Annotated in this window: 10 protein-coding genes and 5 tRNA genes; 8 read left to right on the plus strand and 7 right to left on the minus strand. The window is 66.1% G+C overall.

All coding sequences use genetic code 11. From position 1 onward, the window contains the following. The first annotated feature begins 129 nt into the window (after nucleotides 1–129). From BP26_RS30355 to recQ, 3 genes are read left to right on the plus strand one after another with little or no spacing between them, the layout of a single operon-like run. On the plus strand, nucleotides 130–1,527 hold the full coding sequence (locus BP26_RS30355; protein ID WP_029921166.1) for a Y-family DNA polymerase: 1,398 nt from the start codon (nucleotides 130–132) through the stop codon (nucleotides 1,525–1,527). Next, the gene (locus tag BP26_RS0113800; protein ID WP_211254920.1) at nucleotides 1,524–4,634 is read left to right on the plus strand and encodes an error-prone DNA polymerase; all 3,111 of its coding nucleotides are present in this window, start codon (nucleotides 1,524–1,526) and stop codon (nucleotides 4,632–4,634) included. The genes BP26_RS30355 and BP26_RS0113800 overlap by 4 nt, the downstream gene beginning before the upstream one ends. A 32-nt stretch (nucleotides 4,635–4,666) precedes the next feature. Further along, on the plus strand, nucleotides 4,667–6,577 hold the full coding sequence (gene recQ / locus BP26_RS0113805) for a DNA helicase RecQ (protein WP_245611802.1): 1,911 nt from the start codon (nucleotides 4,667–4,669) through the stop codon (nucleotides 6,575–6,577). Nucleotides 6,578–6,671: 94 nt separating this feature from the next. Here the strand turns inward: recQ and BP26_RS0113810 are convergent, their stop codons facing one another. The 3 genes from BP26_RS0113810 to BP26_RS0113820 form a co-directional block, all read right to left on the minus strand. Then, nucleotides 6,672–7,088 (minus strand): PaaI family thioesterase, encoded by a 417-nt coding sequence (locus BP26_RS0113810; protein WP_211254921.1) that lies wholly within the window; start codon nucleotides 7,086–7,088, stop codon nucleotides 6,672–6,674. Between the two features lie 45 nt (nucleotides 7,089–7,133). Beyond that, nucleotides 7,134–7,210: transfer RNA gene (locus BP26_RS0113815), tRNA-Arg, on the minus strand. Nucleotides 7,211–7,226: 16 nt separating this feature from the next. Then, nucleotides 7,227–7,316 (minus strand) — tRNA-Ser (locus tag BP26_RS0113820). Nucleotides 7,317–7,462: 146 nt separating this feature from the next. Here BP26_RS0113820 and BP26_RS0113825 point away from each other — a divergent pair. The 3 genes from BP26_RS0113825 to BP26_RS0113835 all read left to right on the plus strand — a co-directional run bounded on the left by BP26_RS0113825 (nucleotide 7,463) and on the right by BP26_RS0113835 (nucleotide 7,800). Continuing rightward, a tRNA-Thr gene (locus BP26_RS0113825) sits at nucleotides 7,463–7,538 on the plus strand. A 90-nt stretch (nucleotides 7,539–7,628) separates the two neighbouring features. Then, nucleotides 7,629–7,705: transfer RNA gene (locus BP26_RS0113830), tRNA-His, on the plus strand. A gap of 20 nt (nucleotides 7,706–7,725) precedes the next feature. Next, nucleotides 7,726–7,800: transfer RNA gene (locus BP26_RS0113835), tRNA-Lys, on the plus strand. A gap of 90 nt (nucleotides 7,801–7,890) precedes the next feature. Here the strand turns inward: BP26_RS0113835 and BP26_RS0113840 are convergent. From BP26_RS0113840 to BP26_RS27670, 4 genes are all read right to left on the minus strand, one after another. Continuing rightward, entirely contained in the window at nucleotides 7,891–8,535 is a 645-nt protein-coding gene (locus BP26_RS0113840; protein ID WP_051748967.1) for an RBBP9/YdeN family alpha/beta hydrolase, read from the minus strand. A 166-nt stretch (nucleotides 8,536–8,701) separates the two neighbouring features. Next, nucleotides 8,702–10,036, minus strand: a complete 1,335-nt coding sequence (locus BP26_RS0113845; protein ID WP_051748968.1) for a CehA/McbA family metallohydrolase domain-containing protein — start codon at nucleotides 10,034–10,036, stop codon at nucleotides 8,702–8,704. A gap of 64 nt (nucleotides 10,037–10,100) precedes the next feature. Next, on the minus strand, nucleotides 10,101–13,088 hold the full coding sequence (locus tag BP26_RS26710) for an InlB B-repeat-containing protein (protein WP_029921172.1): 2,988 nt from the start codon (nucleotides 13,086–13,088) through the stop codon (nucleotides 10,101–10,103). 173 nt (nucleotides 13,089–13,261) lie between these two features. Beyond that, nucleotides 13,262–15,988, minus strand: a complete 2,727-nt coding sequence (locus BP26_RS27670; RefSeq protein ID WP_029921173.1) for an InlB B-repeat-containing protein — start codon at nucleotides 15,986–15,988, stop codon at nucleotides 13,262–13,264. Nucleotides 15,989–16,007: 19 nt separating this feature from the next. Between BP26_RS27670 and BP26_RS27675 the strand changes: the two genes are divergently transcribed. Together BP26_RS27675 and BP26_RS0113865 are read left to right on the plus strand one after the other, a co-directional pair. Then, nucleotides 16,008–16,370 carry a hypothetical protein gene (locus tag BP26_RS27675; protein WP_157572528.1) on the plus strand — a complete coding sequence of 121 codons (363 nt, stop codon included), beginning with the start codon at nucleotides 16,008–16,010 and terminating at the stop codon, nucleotides 16,368–16,370. A 166-nt stretch (nucleotides 16,371–16,536) separates the two neighbouring features. After that, complete coding sequence (locus BP26_RS0113865; RefSeq protein WP_029921175.1) at nucleotides 16,537–17,355, plus strand: crotonase/enoyl-CoA hydratase family protein; 819 nt, start codon at nucleotides 16,537–16,539, stop codon at nucleotides 17,353–17,355. The last annotated feature ends 4 nt before the right edge of the window (nucleotides 17,356–17,359 follow it).

A 17,359-nucleotide genomic window follows, 5' to 3' on the forward strand; every position in this document is an offset into this window, starting at 1 on the left:
TGCTGCGCCGGCCAGAGCGCACCATGGAATCACCATGCCGCACTCTGTCCGACTTGCACTGCGCAAAAATGACCGCCGTCGCAGGCGCGATTCATTCTGTTACAGGCTCTTAGGGCCAGGGCGTGAACCGTGCTCTGGCTCTGCATCCATCTGCCGGCCTTGCCGCTGGAGGCCCTGGCGCCTTCGCCGGATGAACCCGCCGGCATCGTCGAAACCAGCGGCGCGCGCCGTCGCCTCATCGCACTGAACGAAGCCGCCGGCAGGCGCGGGCTACAACCCGGCATGGGCGTCAACAGTGCCCTCGGCCTGGTGCCGGAAATCCGCCTGCTGCAACGGGACACGCAAGCCGAATTGCAGGGACTGGAAACCATCGCCTGCTGGGCTTATACCCTGGGCACGCCGGTGACGCTCGCCGCCGGCACGCTCGACGTGTGGGTGGAGATCCGCCGCAGCCTGCGCCTGTACGGCGGCTGGCCCCCGCTGCGCCGGCACATCACCACGCAAGCCCAGGACCTGCCCTACACCCGCAGCTACGGCATCGCCCCTACGCTCGCCGCCGCCGCCCTGCTGGCGCATGCCGGGGCCGGCTTGCAGCACCCCATCGCGCGCATCGGCGAGATCCACGCCGCCATCCGCGACTGGCCGTTGCAACTGCTGCCCTTCGAGGCTGGCGTGATCGACACACTGCACAGCTCCGGCCTGCGCCGCATCGGCGAAGTGCTTGCCCTGCCCCATGACGCCCTCGGTCGCCGCTTCGGTCCGCAGGTGCCGCTGGCACTGTCGCGCCTGCTGGGCCGTGCCGGCGAAGCCTGGGAATCGTTCGAGCCGCCGCCGGTCTACCGCCGCCGCTTCGAGCTACCCGGCCACGCCGAGACCACCGAAGCCCTGCTGTTTCCGTTGCGCAAGATGCTCAACGATTTCGCCCTCTACCTGCGCGGCCGCGACGTAACGGTGCAGCGCTTCCGCCTGCGCTTCCGTGATCTCGGCCGGCGCATGACGCGGCTGGACATCGGCCTGCTGGCGCCGACGCGCGATCCGAACCGCCTGCTGCTGGTGCTGCGCGAGCGGCTGGAAAAAGTGGTGCTGGCCGAGCCGGTGCAGGAATTGTTTCTCGAAGCCCGCCGCTTCGAGCCGGCCAGCGCGGCGCAGGACGACCTGTTCCAGACCGGCAATGCGCTGGCGGAAGGCCTGGATACCTTGCAGGAGCGCCTCGTCGCCCGGCTCGGCGCGGATGCCGTGCGCCGGCTGGCGACCACGCCGGACCATCGTCCGGAGCGGGCCTGGTCTACTGCTGATGCATCTGCGGCCGGCGCGCATCCACCGCGCCCGTACTGGTTGCTACCGAATCCTAAGCCGATTCCGCTGCCCCGGTTGCTCGGACCACCCGAGCGCATCGAATGCGGCTGGTGGGAAGGCCGCCAGGAAAGCCGCGACTATCACCTGGCCGAAGACTCTTGCGGCCGCAAGCTGTGGGTCTATCGCGAGCCGGGCGATCCGCAGTGGCGCCTGCATGGCTTGTGGGAATGAAGATGCCGTTGAACCCGGGCTATGCCGAGCTGCACTGCCTCAGCAATTTCTCGTTCCAGCGCGGCGCCTCCAGTCCGCAGGAACTGGTGCAACGCGCCCACGATCTCGGCTACCAGGCCATCGCCGTCACCGACGAATGCTCCCTCGCCGGCATCATCCGCGCCTGGGATGCGGCGAAGGACGCCGGCATGCGGCTGATCGTCGGCAGCGAATTCCAGCTCGATCATGGCCCGAAGCTGGTGCTGCTGGCACCCAACGTCGCCGGCTATGCACAACTCTGCGCCCTCATCACCCACGCCCGGCGCGGCAACGGCAAAGGGCAGTACCGGCTTACGTTGCAGGACCTGGCGCAGAACAGCGGTGAACTGCTGGCGCTATGGATTCCACGTTGGCCGGCGCAGGGCAAGACCGAATCCGTCTTCGCCGACGAAATCGAAGTCCTGCGCGAGTGCTTCACCGCGCGCCTGTGGCTGGCCTGGGAGCGCCATCTGCATCCGCAGGACGACGAACGCCTCGACCTGATGCAGCGCCTGTCCCGCCGCTACAACCTGCCATTGCTCGCCGCCGGCGATGTGCATTACCACGTCCGCGAACGGCAGCGGCTGCAAGATGTGATGGCCTGCGTCCGCGCGCGCTGCAGCCTGCACGATGCGCAAGCGCCGCTGTTTCCGAACGGCGAACGCCATCTGCGCAACCTGGCCAACCTGCAACGTTTCTATCCACCGGAACTGCTGCGCGAAACGCTGGTGGTGGCCGAACGCTGCACCTTCGATTTCAGCCAGATCCAGTACAGCTATCCACATGAACTGGTGCCGCAGGGAGTGGATGCCACGCAACACCTACGCAATCTCACCGAAGCCGGCATCCGCTGGCGCTGGCCCCAGGGCATTCCCGAGAAACCTCGTCGCGACATCGAGAAAGAACTGAAGCTGATCGAGGAACTGAAATACGAACACTATTTCCTCACCGTGCACGAGATCATGCAGTTCGCGCGCTCGCAAGGCATCCTCTGCCAGGGCCGCGGCTCGGCCGCGAACTCGGTGGTGTGCTACGCCCTGGGCATCACCGAAATCGATCCGGATCGCGTCAACCTCCTGTTCGAGCGCTTCATCTCGAAGGAGCGCGCCGAGCCGCCGGATATCGATATCGACTTCGAGCACCAGCGCCGCGAAGAAGTGATCCAGCACATCTACGAGAAATACGGCCGCGAGCGCGCCGCCATCGCCGCCACGGTGATCACCTACCGCCGGCGCAGCGCCATGCGCGACGTCGGCAAGGCGCTGGGCCTGTCGCTGGATCAGGTCGATGCCCTGTCCAAGGCCCATGCCTGGTGGGATGAACCGGAACAGCTGCGGCAACGTCTCGCTGCCATGGGCTTCGCCCTCGACGGCGCCCTGCTCACCAACTTCATGCGCCTGGTCGGCGAAATCGAAGGCATGCCGCGCCACCTGTCGCAGCACGTCGGCGGCTTCGTCATCTCGCACCATCCGCTGCATACCCTGGTGCCGGTGGAGAACGCTGCCATGCCGGACCGCACCATCATCCAGTGGGACAAGGATGATCTGGACTCGGTGGGGTTGTTCAAGATCGACGTGCTGGCGCTGGGGATGCTCAGCGCCCTGCGTCGTGCGTTCGAACTGGTTTCGAAATATCGCAACGAGCCGATCCTGACCATCGCCACCGTCCCGGCGGAGGACAAAGATACTTACGACATGATCTGCAAAGCCGAAACGATCGGCGTATTCCAGATCGAATCGCGGGCGCAGATGAGCATGCTGCCACGCCTGAAGCCGATCAATTTTTTTGACCTGGTGATCGAAATCGCCATCGTGCGGCCGGGCCCCATTCAGGGCGACATGGTTCATCCCTACTTGCAACGACGGAATGACAAGGGAAAGATCGAATATGAAAGCGATGATCTGAAAGAAGTGCTGAAGAGCACGCTCGGCGTGCCGCTGTTCCAGGAGCAGGTGATGAACATCGCCATCGTCGCCGCCGGCTTCACCCCTGGCGAAGCGGACCAGGTCCGGCGTTCCATGGCGGCGTGGAAGCGCAGTGGGGGCCTGGAGAAATTCGAGGTCAAACTCAAGAGAGGAATGAAGGAGCGCGGTTATTCGGATGAATTCGCCGACCGGATTTACAAGCAGGTGCTGGGCTTCGGCGCGTACGGCTTCCCCCAGAGCCATTCCGCTTCATTCGCCTTGCTGACTTATGTCTCCTGCTGGCTCAAATGCCATGAACCCGCCGCCTTCTGCGCTTCCTTGCTCAATTCCCAGCCCATGGGCTTCTACGCCCCGGCGCAACTGGTCAACGATGCGCGCCGCAACGGCGTGCGGTTCCGTCCCGTCGATATCGCGATCAGCGAGTGGGATTGCACGCTGGAGCGTGGCGATGACGGCAAACCCGAGTTGCGCCTGGGCCTGTGCATGGGCGGCGGTCTGTCGGAAGCGGAGGCCGGCAAGCTGCTGCAAGCCCGTGCCGGCGCAGCGTTCGACTCGATCGAAGATCTCGCCAATCGTGCCGGCCTGAGTCGCCATGCCCTCGCCGCCCTGGCCGAATCCGGCGCGCTGCAATCGCTGAGCGGCCACCGTCACGCTGCGCGTTGGTCCGTGGCCGGTGTGCAGAAGCTGGACCGGGTACTCGCCGGCTCCACCCTGGCCGAGAATGCCATCGCCCTGCCGGCGCCGACCGAAGGACAGGCCCTGGTCGCCGACTACCGCAGCCTGGGCCTCACGCTGGGGCGCCACCCGCTGGCCCTGCTGCGCGGCAAGCTGGCGCGCCTGCGCGTGGTCACCGCCGAGAAGCTGCGCGATCTGCCGAATGGCCAGACGGTGCGTGTCGCCGGCATCGTTACCCACCGCCAGCGTCCCGGTACCGCCTCCGGCGTGGTTTTCGCCACCCTGGAAGACGAAACCGGCTCGACCAACCTGGTGATCTGGCCCAAGGTGATGGAGGCGCAGCGCGACGCCATCCTCGGCTCCAGCCTGATGCTGGTGGAGGGCGAGCTGCAATCTGCTGAAAATGTGATCAATATCGTCGCGCGCCGCGTTCATAACCGCAGCGGATGGCTGGGTCAACTGCAAACAAGCTCGCGCGATTTTCATTAGGATGGCGCTTCTGGTTGTTGCTCCTGAATCGCGTGCCTGACTCCCCCTCTGAAATCTCCTACGAAGCCCTCGCCGATGCCCTGAAGCGCTGGTTCGGTTTCGATGCCTTCCGCCCCGGCCAGGAAGCCGTGGTGCGCGACGCACTCGCCGGGCGCGACCTGCTGGCGATCATGCCCACCGGCGGCGGCAAAAGCCTGTGTTTCCAGCTGCCGGCGCTGCTGCGCCGCGGCGTGATGGTGGTGGTGTCGCCGCTGATCGCACTGATGCAGGACCAGGTGCGGCTGCTGCGCGACATGGGCATTCCCGCCACCTTCCTCAATTCCAGCCTCGACGGCCGCGAGGCGGCGGAGCGCACCTCCGCCCTGATGCGCGGCGAGTACAAGCTGCTGTACCTGGCACCGGAGCGCCTGCTGCTGCCGGAATTCCTCGGCGGTTTCCTGCCGCAGTTGCAGAATGCCCAGGGCATTTCCGGCTTCACCATCGACGAGGCGCACTGCGTCTCCGAATGGGGGCACGATTTCCGCCCGGAATACCGCCAGCTCGGCCTGCTGCGCGACCGCTTCCCCGAAGTGCCGGTGTTCGCCTTCACCGCCACCGCCACCGGGCGGGTGCGCGAGGACATCGTGGCGCAGCTCGGCCTGCGCACGCCGGCGGTGGAAGTGGCCAGCTTCAACCGCCCCAACCTGCACTACGCGGTGCGGCCCAAGGACAAGCAGACCTATCCTGAACTGCTCGAACGCGCCCGCAAGGGCGGCGGGGTCGGCATCGTCTACTGCCTGTCGCGCCGGCGCGTCGACGAACTGGCGGCCAAGCTCAATGGCGATGGCGTGCGCGCCCTGCCGTACCACGCCGGACTTGATGCGGGAACGCGCCGCGACAACCAGGACTCATTCATCCGCGACGACGCGCAGGTGATCGTCGCCACCGTCGCCTTCGGCATGGGCATCAACAAGCCGGACGTGCGCTGGGTGGTCCACTATGACCTGCCCAAGAGTATGGAAGGCTATTACCAGGAAGCCGGCCGCGCCGGGCGCGACGGCGACAAAGCCGACTGCGTGTTGTACTTCGGCGTCGGCGACATCCGCACCGCCGACTTCCTCATCGCCCAGAAGATCCACCCGGATACCGGCGAACCCCTGGAGCAGGAGCAGCGCATCGCCCGCCAGGCCCTGCGCAAGGTGCTCGACTATGCCGAGTCCAGCGAATGCCGCCGCGCCGTGCAGCTGCGCTACTTCGGCGAAAGCTTCCAGCCGCCCTGCGGCGCCTGCGACAACTGCCTGGCGCCCAAGCCGGTGGAAGACTGGACGCACGAGGCGCAGCAGTTCCTGTCTTGCGTGGCGCGCCTGGCACAGCGCGGCAGCCGCTTCGGCGTGGCTTACGTCATCGACCTGCTGCGCGGCGCCGAAAGCCAGAAAATCATCGACCGCGGCCACCAGCAGCTCAGCACCTACGGCATCGGCAAGCAGCGCTCGCAGGACGAATGGCGCCTGCTGGCCCGCACCCTGCTGCACCAGGGCCTGCTCGACGAAACCACCGACGGCTACCCCGTGCTGCTGCTCAACGCCGCCAGCCGCCGGGTGCTCAAGGCAGAACAGAAGGTGATGCTGGCCGTGCCGCCGAAGCGCGAACGCCCGCCCGCACGGCGCTCCCGTGCACAGGCTTCCGCCGGCGAGTTCGTGCAGACCCCGCTGGGCGAAGACCTGTTCGAACGTCTGCGCATCCTACGCAAGCGCCTCGCCGACGAACAGAAGGTGCCGCCGTACGTGGTCTTCGCCGATGCCGCCTTGCGCGCCATGTCCGAACAGCAGCCGCAGACGCTGGACGCCTTCGCCGACATCTCCGGCGTGGGCAAGCACAAGCTGGAGAACTACGGCGAGACCTTCATCGCCGAGATTCGCGCGTTTCGCGGTGAACGGAAGTTGCCGGTGGAAAACGCGGGTTGAGGCGGTGATTCAAGAATCCGGATTCATTGCAAAGGTCCGTTCGCCCCGAGTGCCCGCGTAGCGGGTGTATCGAGGGGTCAAAGCCGAACCAGCCTCAGCTCTTCACCGGCAACGCATAACTGCCGGTGACATGCGCCACCAGCGTCTCCGGCTCGGCCGACGAGTACAGCAGCGTTTCCATCACCGCCAGCCGCCGCCCCAGCTTCAGCATCTTCCCCTCGCCGATGATGTCCCCCGGCTTGGCCTTGGACAGGAAGTTCATGTTGAAGTTGGCCGTCACCGCCATCATTTCCGGCCCGACGTGCGACAGCACCAGCGCGTACATGGTCAGGTCCGCCGCCGTGAACAGCGCCGGCCCGGACAACACATTGCCCGGCCGCAGCATCGAATCCCGGTACGGTAGCCGCGTGCGCACGAAGCCCGGCCGCACTTCCTCGATGCCGAGCATTTTCTTTTTCGCGGCGAAGCCCAGGTGAATCAGGTCTTCGACCTGCTGGGCAGTCAGTTTCACATCCATGGTCGATGAGCGGGCAACGGGCTGGACTGGAAGAATAAATGGCGCGCCCGACAGGAATCGAACCTGTGACCCTCGGCTTAGAAGGCCGATGCTCTATCCGACTGAGCTACGGGCGCCTGACGGCGTAGTGAATGGCGGAGAGGGAGGGATTCGAACCCCCGGACGGGATGAACCGTCAGCGGTTTTCAAGACCGCCGCAATAGACCACTCTGCCACCTCTCCGGAGCATGGACGGCGTTATTTTATTTCAAACGGCAGTCCACAAGCCGATCAGCGGACAAAAAAGCTCAAAAAAAGCCGGGGGAATCGATGATCCGCCGCCGAACTGGCCTCTTTGGGGCTGTCTTTGGCTATAATGCGCGCCCCGTGCCGAGATAGCTCAGTCGGTAGAGCAACTGATTCGTAATCAGTAGGTCGGAGGTTCGATTCCTCTTCTCGGCACCAGTTTTCGCATTTTGGGGCGGTGCAGGGGCAGGAATTCGGTACGCAGGGCTTTTCTGTTTCGTTACCAATCGGTTAAAATGGTCGTCTTTGGTGGGCGTAGCTCAGTTGGTTAGAGCTCCGGATTGTGATTCCGGAGGTCGTGGGTTCGAGTCCCATCGTCCACCCCAAAGTTTTGTCGTTTCATGCTGGGCTGTTAGCTCAATGGTAGAGCAGCTGACTCTTAATCAGTAGGTTCCAGGTTCGAGTCCCGGACAGCCCACCAGCATTTTCAGCAAGCGCTCGTCAGCGACTTGCCAACGTTTCAGAACGAAGTATCTCGTCGGCCTCGGCCGGCGTTTTTCGTTCTGGCGCCTTATGCCGCTTCGGCCGGCGCCGCCACACGGCGGCAAAGCTGCTCCAGCAGATCGAATCCCAGTTCCGGCTTGCGCTGCCATCCGGCATGTCCGGAATGCGCATTGTCGTGGCTGCCCCGCCCCAGGCTGGCGAATTGGCTGTTCCAGTGCAGCGCCCATTGCCAGGCCCGCTGCGGCGGTAGCTCCTGGTCGCCCTCGTTGCAGACCAGCACGCTGGGCAGGTCCAGGCTCAGATCAGTCAGTCGCTCCTGCAAGCCCAGGCGCACGGGATCGCTGGGCGCGGTGAGCAAGGCGCCGGCGATCACGCCAGGCTGAAGTGCCGCGGCGCGCACCGTCGCCAGGCAGGCGAAGCCCTGGGCAACCACTACCACCGGCTGCGGCAGGCGGCGGGCCGCTTTCAGGATGGACTGCGCCCAGGTGTCCAGATCTGGAATCTCCCACTCAGCCTGCCGGACCGTGCTGAATTGCGGCAGCCGGTGCCGCCAGTCCAGGGCCAATGCGCCCTGAAAACCGGGTGCCAGGAGGATGGAGCAGCGCGAGAAGGGCGAGGCAACCCGCGCCGGCGCTTGCGGCGGAAACGGGTAGGCCCCGGTCCGGGAAACCCCGGCGCGCCCGGCGTGGGCTGCTGCGATGTGGAGCTGCATGGCGGGTACCTGCCCTTCGCTTTGCTTGAGGCATATACCCTAACGCCAGCCTATACCGCGCCGGAAGATGAAAAATAGAATAAGCATCAAACGATTCTGAGGCCGCGCCTTGCCCCTCCCGGAAGTTGCTGAATCTGCTGATTAAGAGTCAGTTGCTCCGGATCGCTTATTTGATCGCCATCTGCGCGGCGACAGCGCGCGGCTTGATCCAGACCGGGCTGGTATACGCCAGGGACTGCCCCGCGGTGGAATCGACGCGCACGAAGTACCAGTGCTCGCCGTCCGCCTTCACCGGCAGCTGGTAGCTCAGAGTGTCTCCCGTTGCGGTCGCGATCGGATCGCCTGTCGTGGAAGCGAGCAGCAACTGCGGATTAGCGTGATCGTACAGGCGCAGGATGCCGTTGAAGGGCGTGCCACTCGCCGTCTTCACCTTGACCGTCAGCGGCACCGTCTTGTCCGTGTCGCAGCTCAGTTGCGCGCCCATCGGGTGGCCTTCGGCCTGCATGTCGATGGCCAGGTCCTCGCCCGCTTCGCGCGAGACCTGCGCGAACATGCGCCGGTCGAGCATGGCGCTGCGCAGGGTCTCCGGCTTGTGGTCGGCAGCGAGGATCACCGTCTTCGGATGGGCGGGCAGCGCCCAGGTAGTGTCGTGCATGTCTTCACCGCCCACGGCGCCGACATGCCAGCCGTTGTTCAGCGCGGTCATGTACCAGTCGGCGTAGTAGTCGTGGCGCCCGCCGTCGGGATCGTCGTCGGTCGCCCCGCTGTTGAACAGCTCCATGCCCACCATCTGCGTATCCGCGGAAGCCACATGCTGCAGCAGGTTCCAGTTGCGGCCCGGATCGCTGTCGCTGAGCTTCTTGTCGTTGGGGTGGTTGAAGATGGCGATGCCGTCGCTGGCGCCGCCCAGCAGCGGGAATCCCGGGGCGCGCTGCAGCCAGGAATAGAAGGTGCCCATATCGATGTAGCCACCGTCGATCTTGGCGTTGGTGATGTCGGCCGAGAACAGCACATTGATGTGGCCGAAGCGGTCGGAGGTCCACTCGAAGCCGCGCAGCGCGGCGAAGGTATCGGTGGTTGCCGCCGCGGCCTGCTCCGCCGTGGCGCTCCATTTGCGCAACTTGTCGTCGTTCGGCGTGAGGCAGGTCAGCAGGTTGTCCGGCGTGGTGAAGCAGTCGCTGCCGGTGCTGATGAAGATGTTCGGGTTGTAGGTATCCGAGTGCTCGGTGCCGGCGAAGAAATCCAGGCCCTGCTGGGTGGCGATGCGGTAGTAATCCGAGGGCAGCGAGTGGATGTCGCCGTCGGAGTAAGCGCTGTGCGCATGAATGCCGCCACGCAACTGCTGCAGCGAGGACAGCGCCGGCCCGGTATAGGCATCGCAGGCCAGCACCTGCTGCGGCGCCGACGGCGTGCCGGCCATGCCGACGGAATCGGAACTGCCGCAGCCGACGAGAACCGGCAGGCACAGCGCCGGGACGAGAAGGTTTTTCGAAATCCGCATTGGAGCTGGTTTCCGGTTCTGCAAAAGTGTCAGACGTTCGCCATCGGTGTCCGGCTCCGCGCCCTCAGGGCGCTGCCGGCACCGTCATGCTGTAGATCTCCTGCGTGCGGTCCCGCTGCAGACGCTGCGCGTCGCGGCTGCTGACGAAGACCAGCGTGCCGCCGGACAGCACCGGCCACAGGTTGTTGCCCTTGCCGGGAATCACCGTGGGCGCGGCCCAGCTGCCGTCCGCCAGGCGATGCGTGGCCACCAGGCGCCAGCGCCAGTCGGCCGAGCGCGTGTCCTGGCGCACCAGCACCACGTTGCCGGCGCCGTCCAGGCCCAGGCGCGGGAATTCGGCGCCGGAGTTCGCGTCGAGCGCCACCGCTTGCGGCGCGCTCCAGCTCGCGCCGGCCGTGGCCTGGCTTGCCGAAAGGATCGAGGTGAACACCCCGGCCGGTTGCAGGATCTTGGTATCCCAGGCCGCCACCAGGCTGCCGTCGCCGGCGTAGGCCAGTGTGGGATGCCGGTCGGCATGATCATGCGCGCCCAGGTAAGCGGGCGTGGTCCACACCGATTGCCCGGCCGGCAGCTGGGTCGCGTAGATCTGCCAGTCGTCCGGCTCCGTGCCCTCGCCGTAACCGGTGCCACCGGTCCATAGCGGGTCCTTGTCCTCGCGATCGTCCTGCCAGGCGACGGCGAAGCTGCCGTTCGCGGCGGCTACCGTCGGCCATACCGAGGCCGGGTAACGCGCCGTGCGGGTATCCAGCGGCGAAGCCGCGTTGAAGGATTTTCCAGCGGCGCTGAGGTTGACCGGTGCGCCGGCGCCACCGAGCATCTGCGCCCAGACGTCGAAGGGCTTGCCGCTGGCGATCTCTTGCCAGGCCACCAGCACCTTGCCGGCGGTGGTTGCGATCACCGGGTGTTCGGCGCGGCCCTGGTCGGGGCTGCGGATGGCGACCTCCGGCTCCCAGGTCGCGCCCTCGTCCGGCGAATGGCGCATATAGATGGCGGTGCGATACGGCAACTCACCGGCGCGATCGTCCTGCCACACCACCCACACATCGGAGCCGGCCGCGGCGACCCGCGGGAAGCGCGCATCTGACGAAGCCGGCACCAGGTCCACCGGTGCGGCGGTGCCCGCAGCACCGGTGCGCAGGTACTGGATGTGGCTGGCGCCAGCCTGGTGCAGTTCCGCCACCACGTGCGTGTAGGCCTTGCTCTGCGCCACATCGGGAAAACCGGTGAAATTGCCCTGGCTGCCGAGGACGGTCCTGGCACCATCGTCCACGCCCTGGTCGGCCGGGATCGGCACCGCCGGCTGCGCCGTCGCCAGCGTGGGCGAAACGAAGATCGGCGAGGCCACCGCGCGCAGCTGGTTGAACAGCACCAGGGATTGCAGCGTCAGGTTTGACGTATCGATGCCGGACGGCAAGCCGACCCCGCGCACTTCCACCCGGTACCAGGACGGATCGGTGCCGGCATCCACGTCCACCAGGTAGGTGCTGCTGAAGGGGATCAGGCCCGGGTGGAATGTCTTCAGCGGCCCGGCGGAGCGGCCCGGCGACTGGTACAGGTACACCGTGGTGCCGAAGCCGTTGTTCACGGTGATGCGCAGCTGGCCGTGCGTGCCCGGCGCAGCGACGACTTCATCGCCCTGGATCGCCTCGAATACCCCGTCCTTCTGGAAGTCCGCTTCGAGCGTGACCATCGGCGTGCCGGGGAACCCGGAATACACCGCCGTATGCCCGGAGCGCAGGCCGCTGACGATGCCCAGCTCGCTCTTGCGCGGCGCGAACACCTGGGTGGTGGGCGAGCTCGGGCCGGCGATCAGCCACAGCTCCTTGAAGTGATCGTCGCAGGCGCCGGCCACGCCGAAGCGGTAGCCCGCGTTCCAGCGGTTCTCGGCGTAGTCGATCTCGGCGTCCGGGCCGCTGGCCTTGTTCCACACCTCGACCGTGTCCACGCCCACGGCATTGGCGTTGTCGTTGGGTGTGCCATCGTCATTGGTCTCGCCGTCGTCGGGATGCGCCGTGCCCCAGTTCGCATCCTCGGAGTGCGCATTCCAGATCGACTGCTGCAAACTGACCCAGCCCGGGCCGCCCGGCGGATTGGCCTGCTGCACGATGCTGTCGATGCCGCCGTGCACGGTGGCATGCGGGCTGCCGTTGGCTTCTTCTCCCGGCACCAAGATCAGCTTCGACGACTGCCACAGCGGATCGTACTGCTGGGTGTAGGTGCGGTGATCGGTGAGCGGCATGAAATCCAGCCCCTTCAGTTCGCCCCACCCGATCTGGTCGGCGACAGAGACATTGCCCGGCAGCGTATCGTTGGAGATCTGCCGCGGCAGGCTGCCGTCATAGGAATGGTCGTCATGGACGTGGGTGTCGCCGCCCAGGGTCAGTCCCTGCGGTGCACCCGGGCCGCCGTCGAAGGTCGCGGTGACCACGGTGTCGGCGGTGAGCGCGAGCTGGCAACTGGCGGTGCCGGTGCAGGCGCCGCTCCAGCCGGTGAACACCGCGCCGATGTCCGGGGTGGGCGTCAGCGTCACCACTGTGCCCTGCGCGAACTGCGCGGAACATAGCGCGCCGCACTGGATGCCAGCCGGATCGCTGGTGACGGTGCCGTTGGAGACGCCGGCCTTCTTCACCTGCAGGGTCTTTTGCGCCGCCGTGGAGACGGCGAAGGTCGCCGTCACCTGGTGGGGCGCATCCAACGTCAACTGGCAGGCGCCGGTGCCGGAGCAATCGCCGCTCCAGCCGGAGAAGCTGCTGCCTGAAGCAGGGGTCGCGGTCAGGGTGACCGCTACGCCCGCCGTATAGCCCTGGGTGCAACGGCTACCGCAGTCGATGCCTTCGGGAACGCTGGTCACGTCGCCACTGCCGGAGCCGGCCGCGGCCACCGTCAGGATGTAACTTGCCGCCCCACCGCTGCTGGAAGAGCCGGACGAGGAAGAACTGGAAGAAGAGGAGCTGCCGGAGGAAGACCCGCCGAGCCCGGCGACGCCGCTGCTGGAGCCGCAGCCGCACAGGAACGCCACCCACAGCACCGCCACCAGCCGCAGCCGTTTCATCAATCGATTTCCCTGAGTTTTTGTGACGGATATTTCCGTGCACTTATCCGAGGGAGTATCGCCAGCCAAGGTGACCGGAATTTGAACATTGCGACGGCTTTACAAAAACAGCCGGCGCGGCTTCCGCGCCGCGCCGGCTGTTACCGCATGACAATTACCGCAGCGACCGGCCCTCAGGGTGTGGTCGGAACCTGCATGGTGTAAATCTCCTGTGTGCGATCGCGCTGCAGGCGCTGCGCATCACGGGTGCTGGCGAACACCAGCGTGCCGCCGGACAGCGCCGGCCACATATTGAGGCCCCTGCCCTGGATGACCGTGCCCGTGCCCCAGCTGCCGTCGGCGGCGCGGGACGTCGCCAGCACGCGCCAGCGCCAGTCGGCCGAGCGCGAATCCTGCCGCACCAGCACCACGTTGCCGGAACCGTCCAGGCCCAGGCGGGGGTACTCGCCGCCGGTATTCGCATCCAGCGACACCGGCACCACCGCGCTCCAGCCGGCCTTCGCCGTGAAGCTGGAGGAAAGGATCGACAGGTTGGCGCCGGAGGAGCTCAGGTTCTTCGCATCCCAGGCCGCCACCAGGCTGCCGTCCGCGGCATAAGCCAGCGTAGGATGGCGGTCGGCCTGGGTGTGCGAACCCAGCGAAGTCGGCGTGAGCCAGCCACTCAGGCCGGCCGGACGGGTGGTGACGTAGATCTGCCAGTCGTCCGGGTCGGTGCCGCTGCCGTAGGGATAGCCGCCGGTCCACAGCGGATCCTTGTCCTCGCGGTCGTCTTCCCAGGCCACGGCGAACTCGCCGGTGCTGGAAGCGGCCACCGTCGGCCACACCGAAGCCGGGTAGCGCGCCGAGCGCGTATCCAGCGGCGAGGCTTCGGCGAAGGTCTTGTTGGGCGCGCTGAGGTTCACCGGTTCTGCGTCGATGTTGATCAGCTTGGCCCAGACGTCGAATGGCACGCCGCTGCCGATTTCCTGCCAGGCCACCATCACGCGACCGTTGCCGTCGGTGGCAATGGACGGATGCTCGGCGCGGCCGGTCTCCGGATTGCGTACCAGCACTTCCGGCTCCCAGGTCGCGCCCTCGTCGGACGAATGACGCATGAACACGGCGGTGCGGTACGGCAGCTCGCCGTTGCGGTCGTCCTGCCACACCACCCAGACATCGGTGCCGAAAGCGGCGATGTGCGGGAAGCGCGCATCGGACGAAGCGGGGACCAGGTCCAGCGGCGCGGCGTTGCCGGCGGCGCCGACGCGCACATACTGGATTTGGCTGGTGCCGTTCTGATGCACTTCGGCGACCACGTGCGTGAACGACTTGGTGTGGGCCACGTCGGGGAAGCCGGCGAATTGGCCCGGCGCGCCGAGCACATTCTTGGCGCCGTCATCCGTACCCTGGTCGGCGGGGAGCGGCACGGCCGGCTGCGCCGCCACCACGCTGGGCGAGACGAAGATCGGCGACGTCACCGCGCGCAGCTGGTCGAACAGCACCTCGAAGTTCAGCGCGGTGAGACCGGTCAGGCCGGCCGGCTCGCCCGGACCGCGCACTTCGGCGCGAAACCAGGTCGGGCTGGGACCGGCGGTGACGTCGATAAGGTAGGTGTTGGTGAGCGATACCGAGTCCGGCATGAAAGTCTGGATCGCGCCGGCGGAGCGGCCCGGCGCCTGGTACAGGAACACCGTGGTGCCGAAGCCATTCTGCACCGTCAGACGCAACCGGCCCTTGGTGCCCGGCGTAGCGATGACTTCATCGCCCTGCATGGCTTCGAACACGCCATCATTCTGGAAGTCGCCTTCCAGCGAAACGCTCGGCGTGCCGGCGAAGCCGGAGTACACCGCGGTGCGGCCGGAACGCAGGCCCGCCACCACGCCCAGCGCCGTCTTGCGTGGCGAGAACACCTGAGTGGTGGGCATGCCCGGGCCGGACACCGACCACAGCTCCTTGAAATGATCGTCGCAGGCACCGGCCACGCCGAAGCGATAGCCCGCGTTCCAGCGATTCTCGGCGTAGTCGATCTCGGTGTCCGGCGCGCTGGCGCGGTTCCACACCTCGACCGTATCCATGCCCACCGCATTGGCGTTGGCGTTCGGCGTGCCGTCGCTGTTCATCTCGCCGTCGTCGGGATGCGCCGTGCCCCAGTTGGCGTCCTGCGAATGCGCATTCCAGATCGACTGCTGCAAGTTGACCCAGCTCGGCGCGCCGGCCGGGCTGGCCTGCTGCACGACGGTGTCGATGGCGCCGTGTACGGTGGCGTGCGGGCTGCCATTGGCTTCCTCGCCCGGCACCAGAATCAACTTCGACGAACGCCAAAGCGGATCGTATTGCTGGGTGTAGGTGCGGTGATCGGTGAGCGGCATGAAGTCCAGGCCCTGCAACTCGCCCTCGTTGATTTGATCCGCCACCGAAACGTTGCCCGGCAACTTGTCGCCGGACAGCTGGCGCGGCAGGCTGCCGTCCGAGGAGTGATCGTCATGCACATGGGTATCACCGGACAGGAGCATGCCCTGCGGTGCGGCGGCCGAGGCGTTGACGAAGGTCGCAGTGACCTGAGTGTCTGCGTTGAGCGTGACCTGGCAGGTCGCGGTGCCGGTGCAGGCGCCGCTCCAGCCGGAGAATACTGCGCCGGCATCAGGCGTCGCCGTCAGCGTCACCGCGGAGCCGCGGGTGAATTCGGCCGTACATTGTGCGCCGCAGTCGATACCCGTCGGACTGCTGCCGACGCGTCCGCTCGAACCGCCAGCCTTGATCAACTGCAAGGTCTGCTGCGGCTGCGTGGCGAGGTTGAACGTCGCCGTCACGTTGCGGACACGGTCCATGAACACTTGGCACGAACCGGTGCCGCCGCAGTCGCCGCTCCAGCCGGCGAAGACGCTGCCGGAAGCGGGGGTGGCGGTCAGCGTGACCTGCACGCCGCCGGCATAGTTCTGCGTGCAGCTGGTGCCGCAGTCGATGCCTTCAGGCGAACTCGTAACGCGACCATTGCCCTGCCCACCCGGCGCAAGGTTCAGCGCGAACGGCCCCGGACCGACCGGGCCGCTGGAAGAACCGGACGAAGACGAAGAGCCTGAAGAAGAACTGGAAGACGAACTCGAAGAAGAGCTCGACACGCCGGAGGAGGAAGAGGTGGCTCCGGAAGATGAAGAAGATGATGAAGACGAAGAAGATATGCCTCCGGAGGACGACACAGTCCCCGAGGAGGAGCCTCCGGCCGGCGGCGAACCGTCACCGGAAGAACAACCGTACAATATTGCCACGCACAGCAAGCTGCCGAGACGTAAACGCCTCATGTGATGATTCTCCAATGTTCCCAGTGCAGAGCGGTCCCTGCACCTATCCAGAAAGTTTCGCAGGCGAACGTGACCGGAGTTTTAAGATTTCGTTAAGTTGCGCCAGTCCGTACTTTCAAGTACGAAATGGTCTTTTCAAAACTGCAATGTCATAAAAAGAGACTGAACCAATGATGAACTTCCAGACCATCAAGATCGACCTGCATGATCACATCGCCTGGCTACGCCTGAACCGGCCGGACAAGGCCAATGCCTTCTCGCTGACCATGTGGGACGAGCTGCCCAAGGCCGCCGCCTGGATCGACGAGCAGCCGCAGGTGCGCGTGGTGATCCTTTGCGGAGAAGGCCGCCACTTCACCGCCGGCATCGACCTGGAAGCGCTCGCCCACGTCAGCCAGGCAGTGAAGGGCACCGGGTGCCCGGCACGGGCACGAGAGGGTGTGCGCAAGTTCATCCTGCATGCACAGAACAGCATCAGCAGCGTCGAGCGCCTGCGCGTGCCGGTGATCGCCGCCGTCCACGGCGCCTGCATCGGCGCCGGCATCGACCTCATCGCCGCCTGCGACATGCGCTACAGCACCGCGGATGCGAGGTTCTCGATCAGGGAAGTCGACCTCGCCGTCGTCGCCGACGTCGGCACCCTGCAGCGTCTGCGCCACGTCATCGGCCTGTCGCGCCTCACCGAACTGGCCTATACGGGCGAGACCTTCGACGGCCGCAAGGCGAAGGCCATCGACCTGGTCGGAGAGACCTACGAGACCCGCGAGGAACTGATGGCGCAGGTGGAGCAGCTCGCGCACCGCATCGCCGCCAAGTCACCCATCACCGTGCGCGGTATCAAGCACAACCTGCTCTACTCCCGCGACCACTCGGTGCAGGAAGGCCTGGAAATGGTCGCCGCCTGGAATACCAGCATGCTGGTGTCGGACGATCTGACCGAAGCGGTCAGCGCCCATTTGCAGAAGCGCGAAGCCAAGTTCGCGGACTGATCCT

This window comes from Nevskia soli DSM 19509, assembly GCF_000711955.1.
GTDB lineage: Bacteria > Pseudomonadota > Gammaproteobacteria > Nevskiales > Nevskiaceae > Nevskia > Nevskia soli.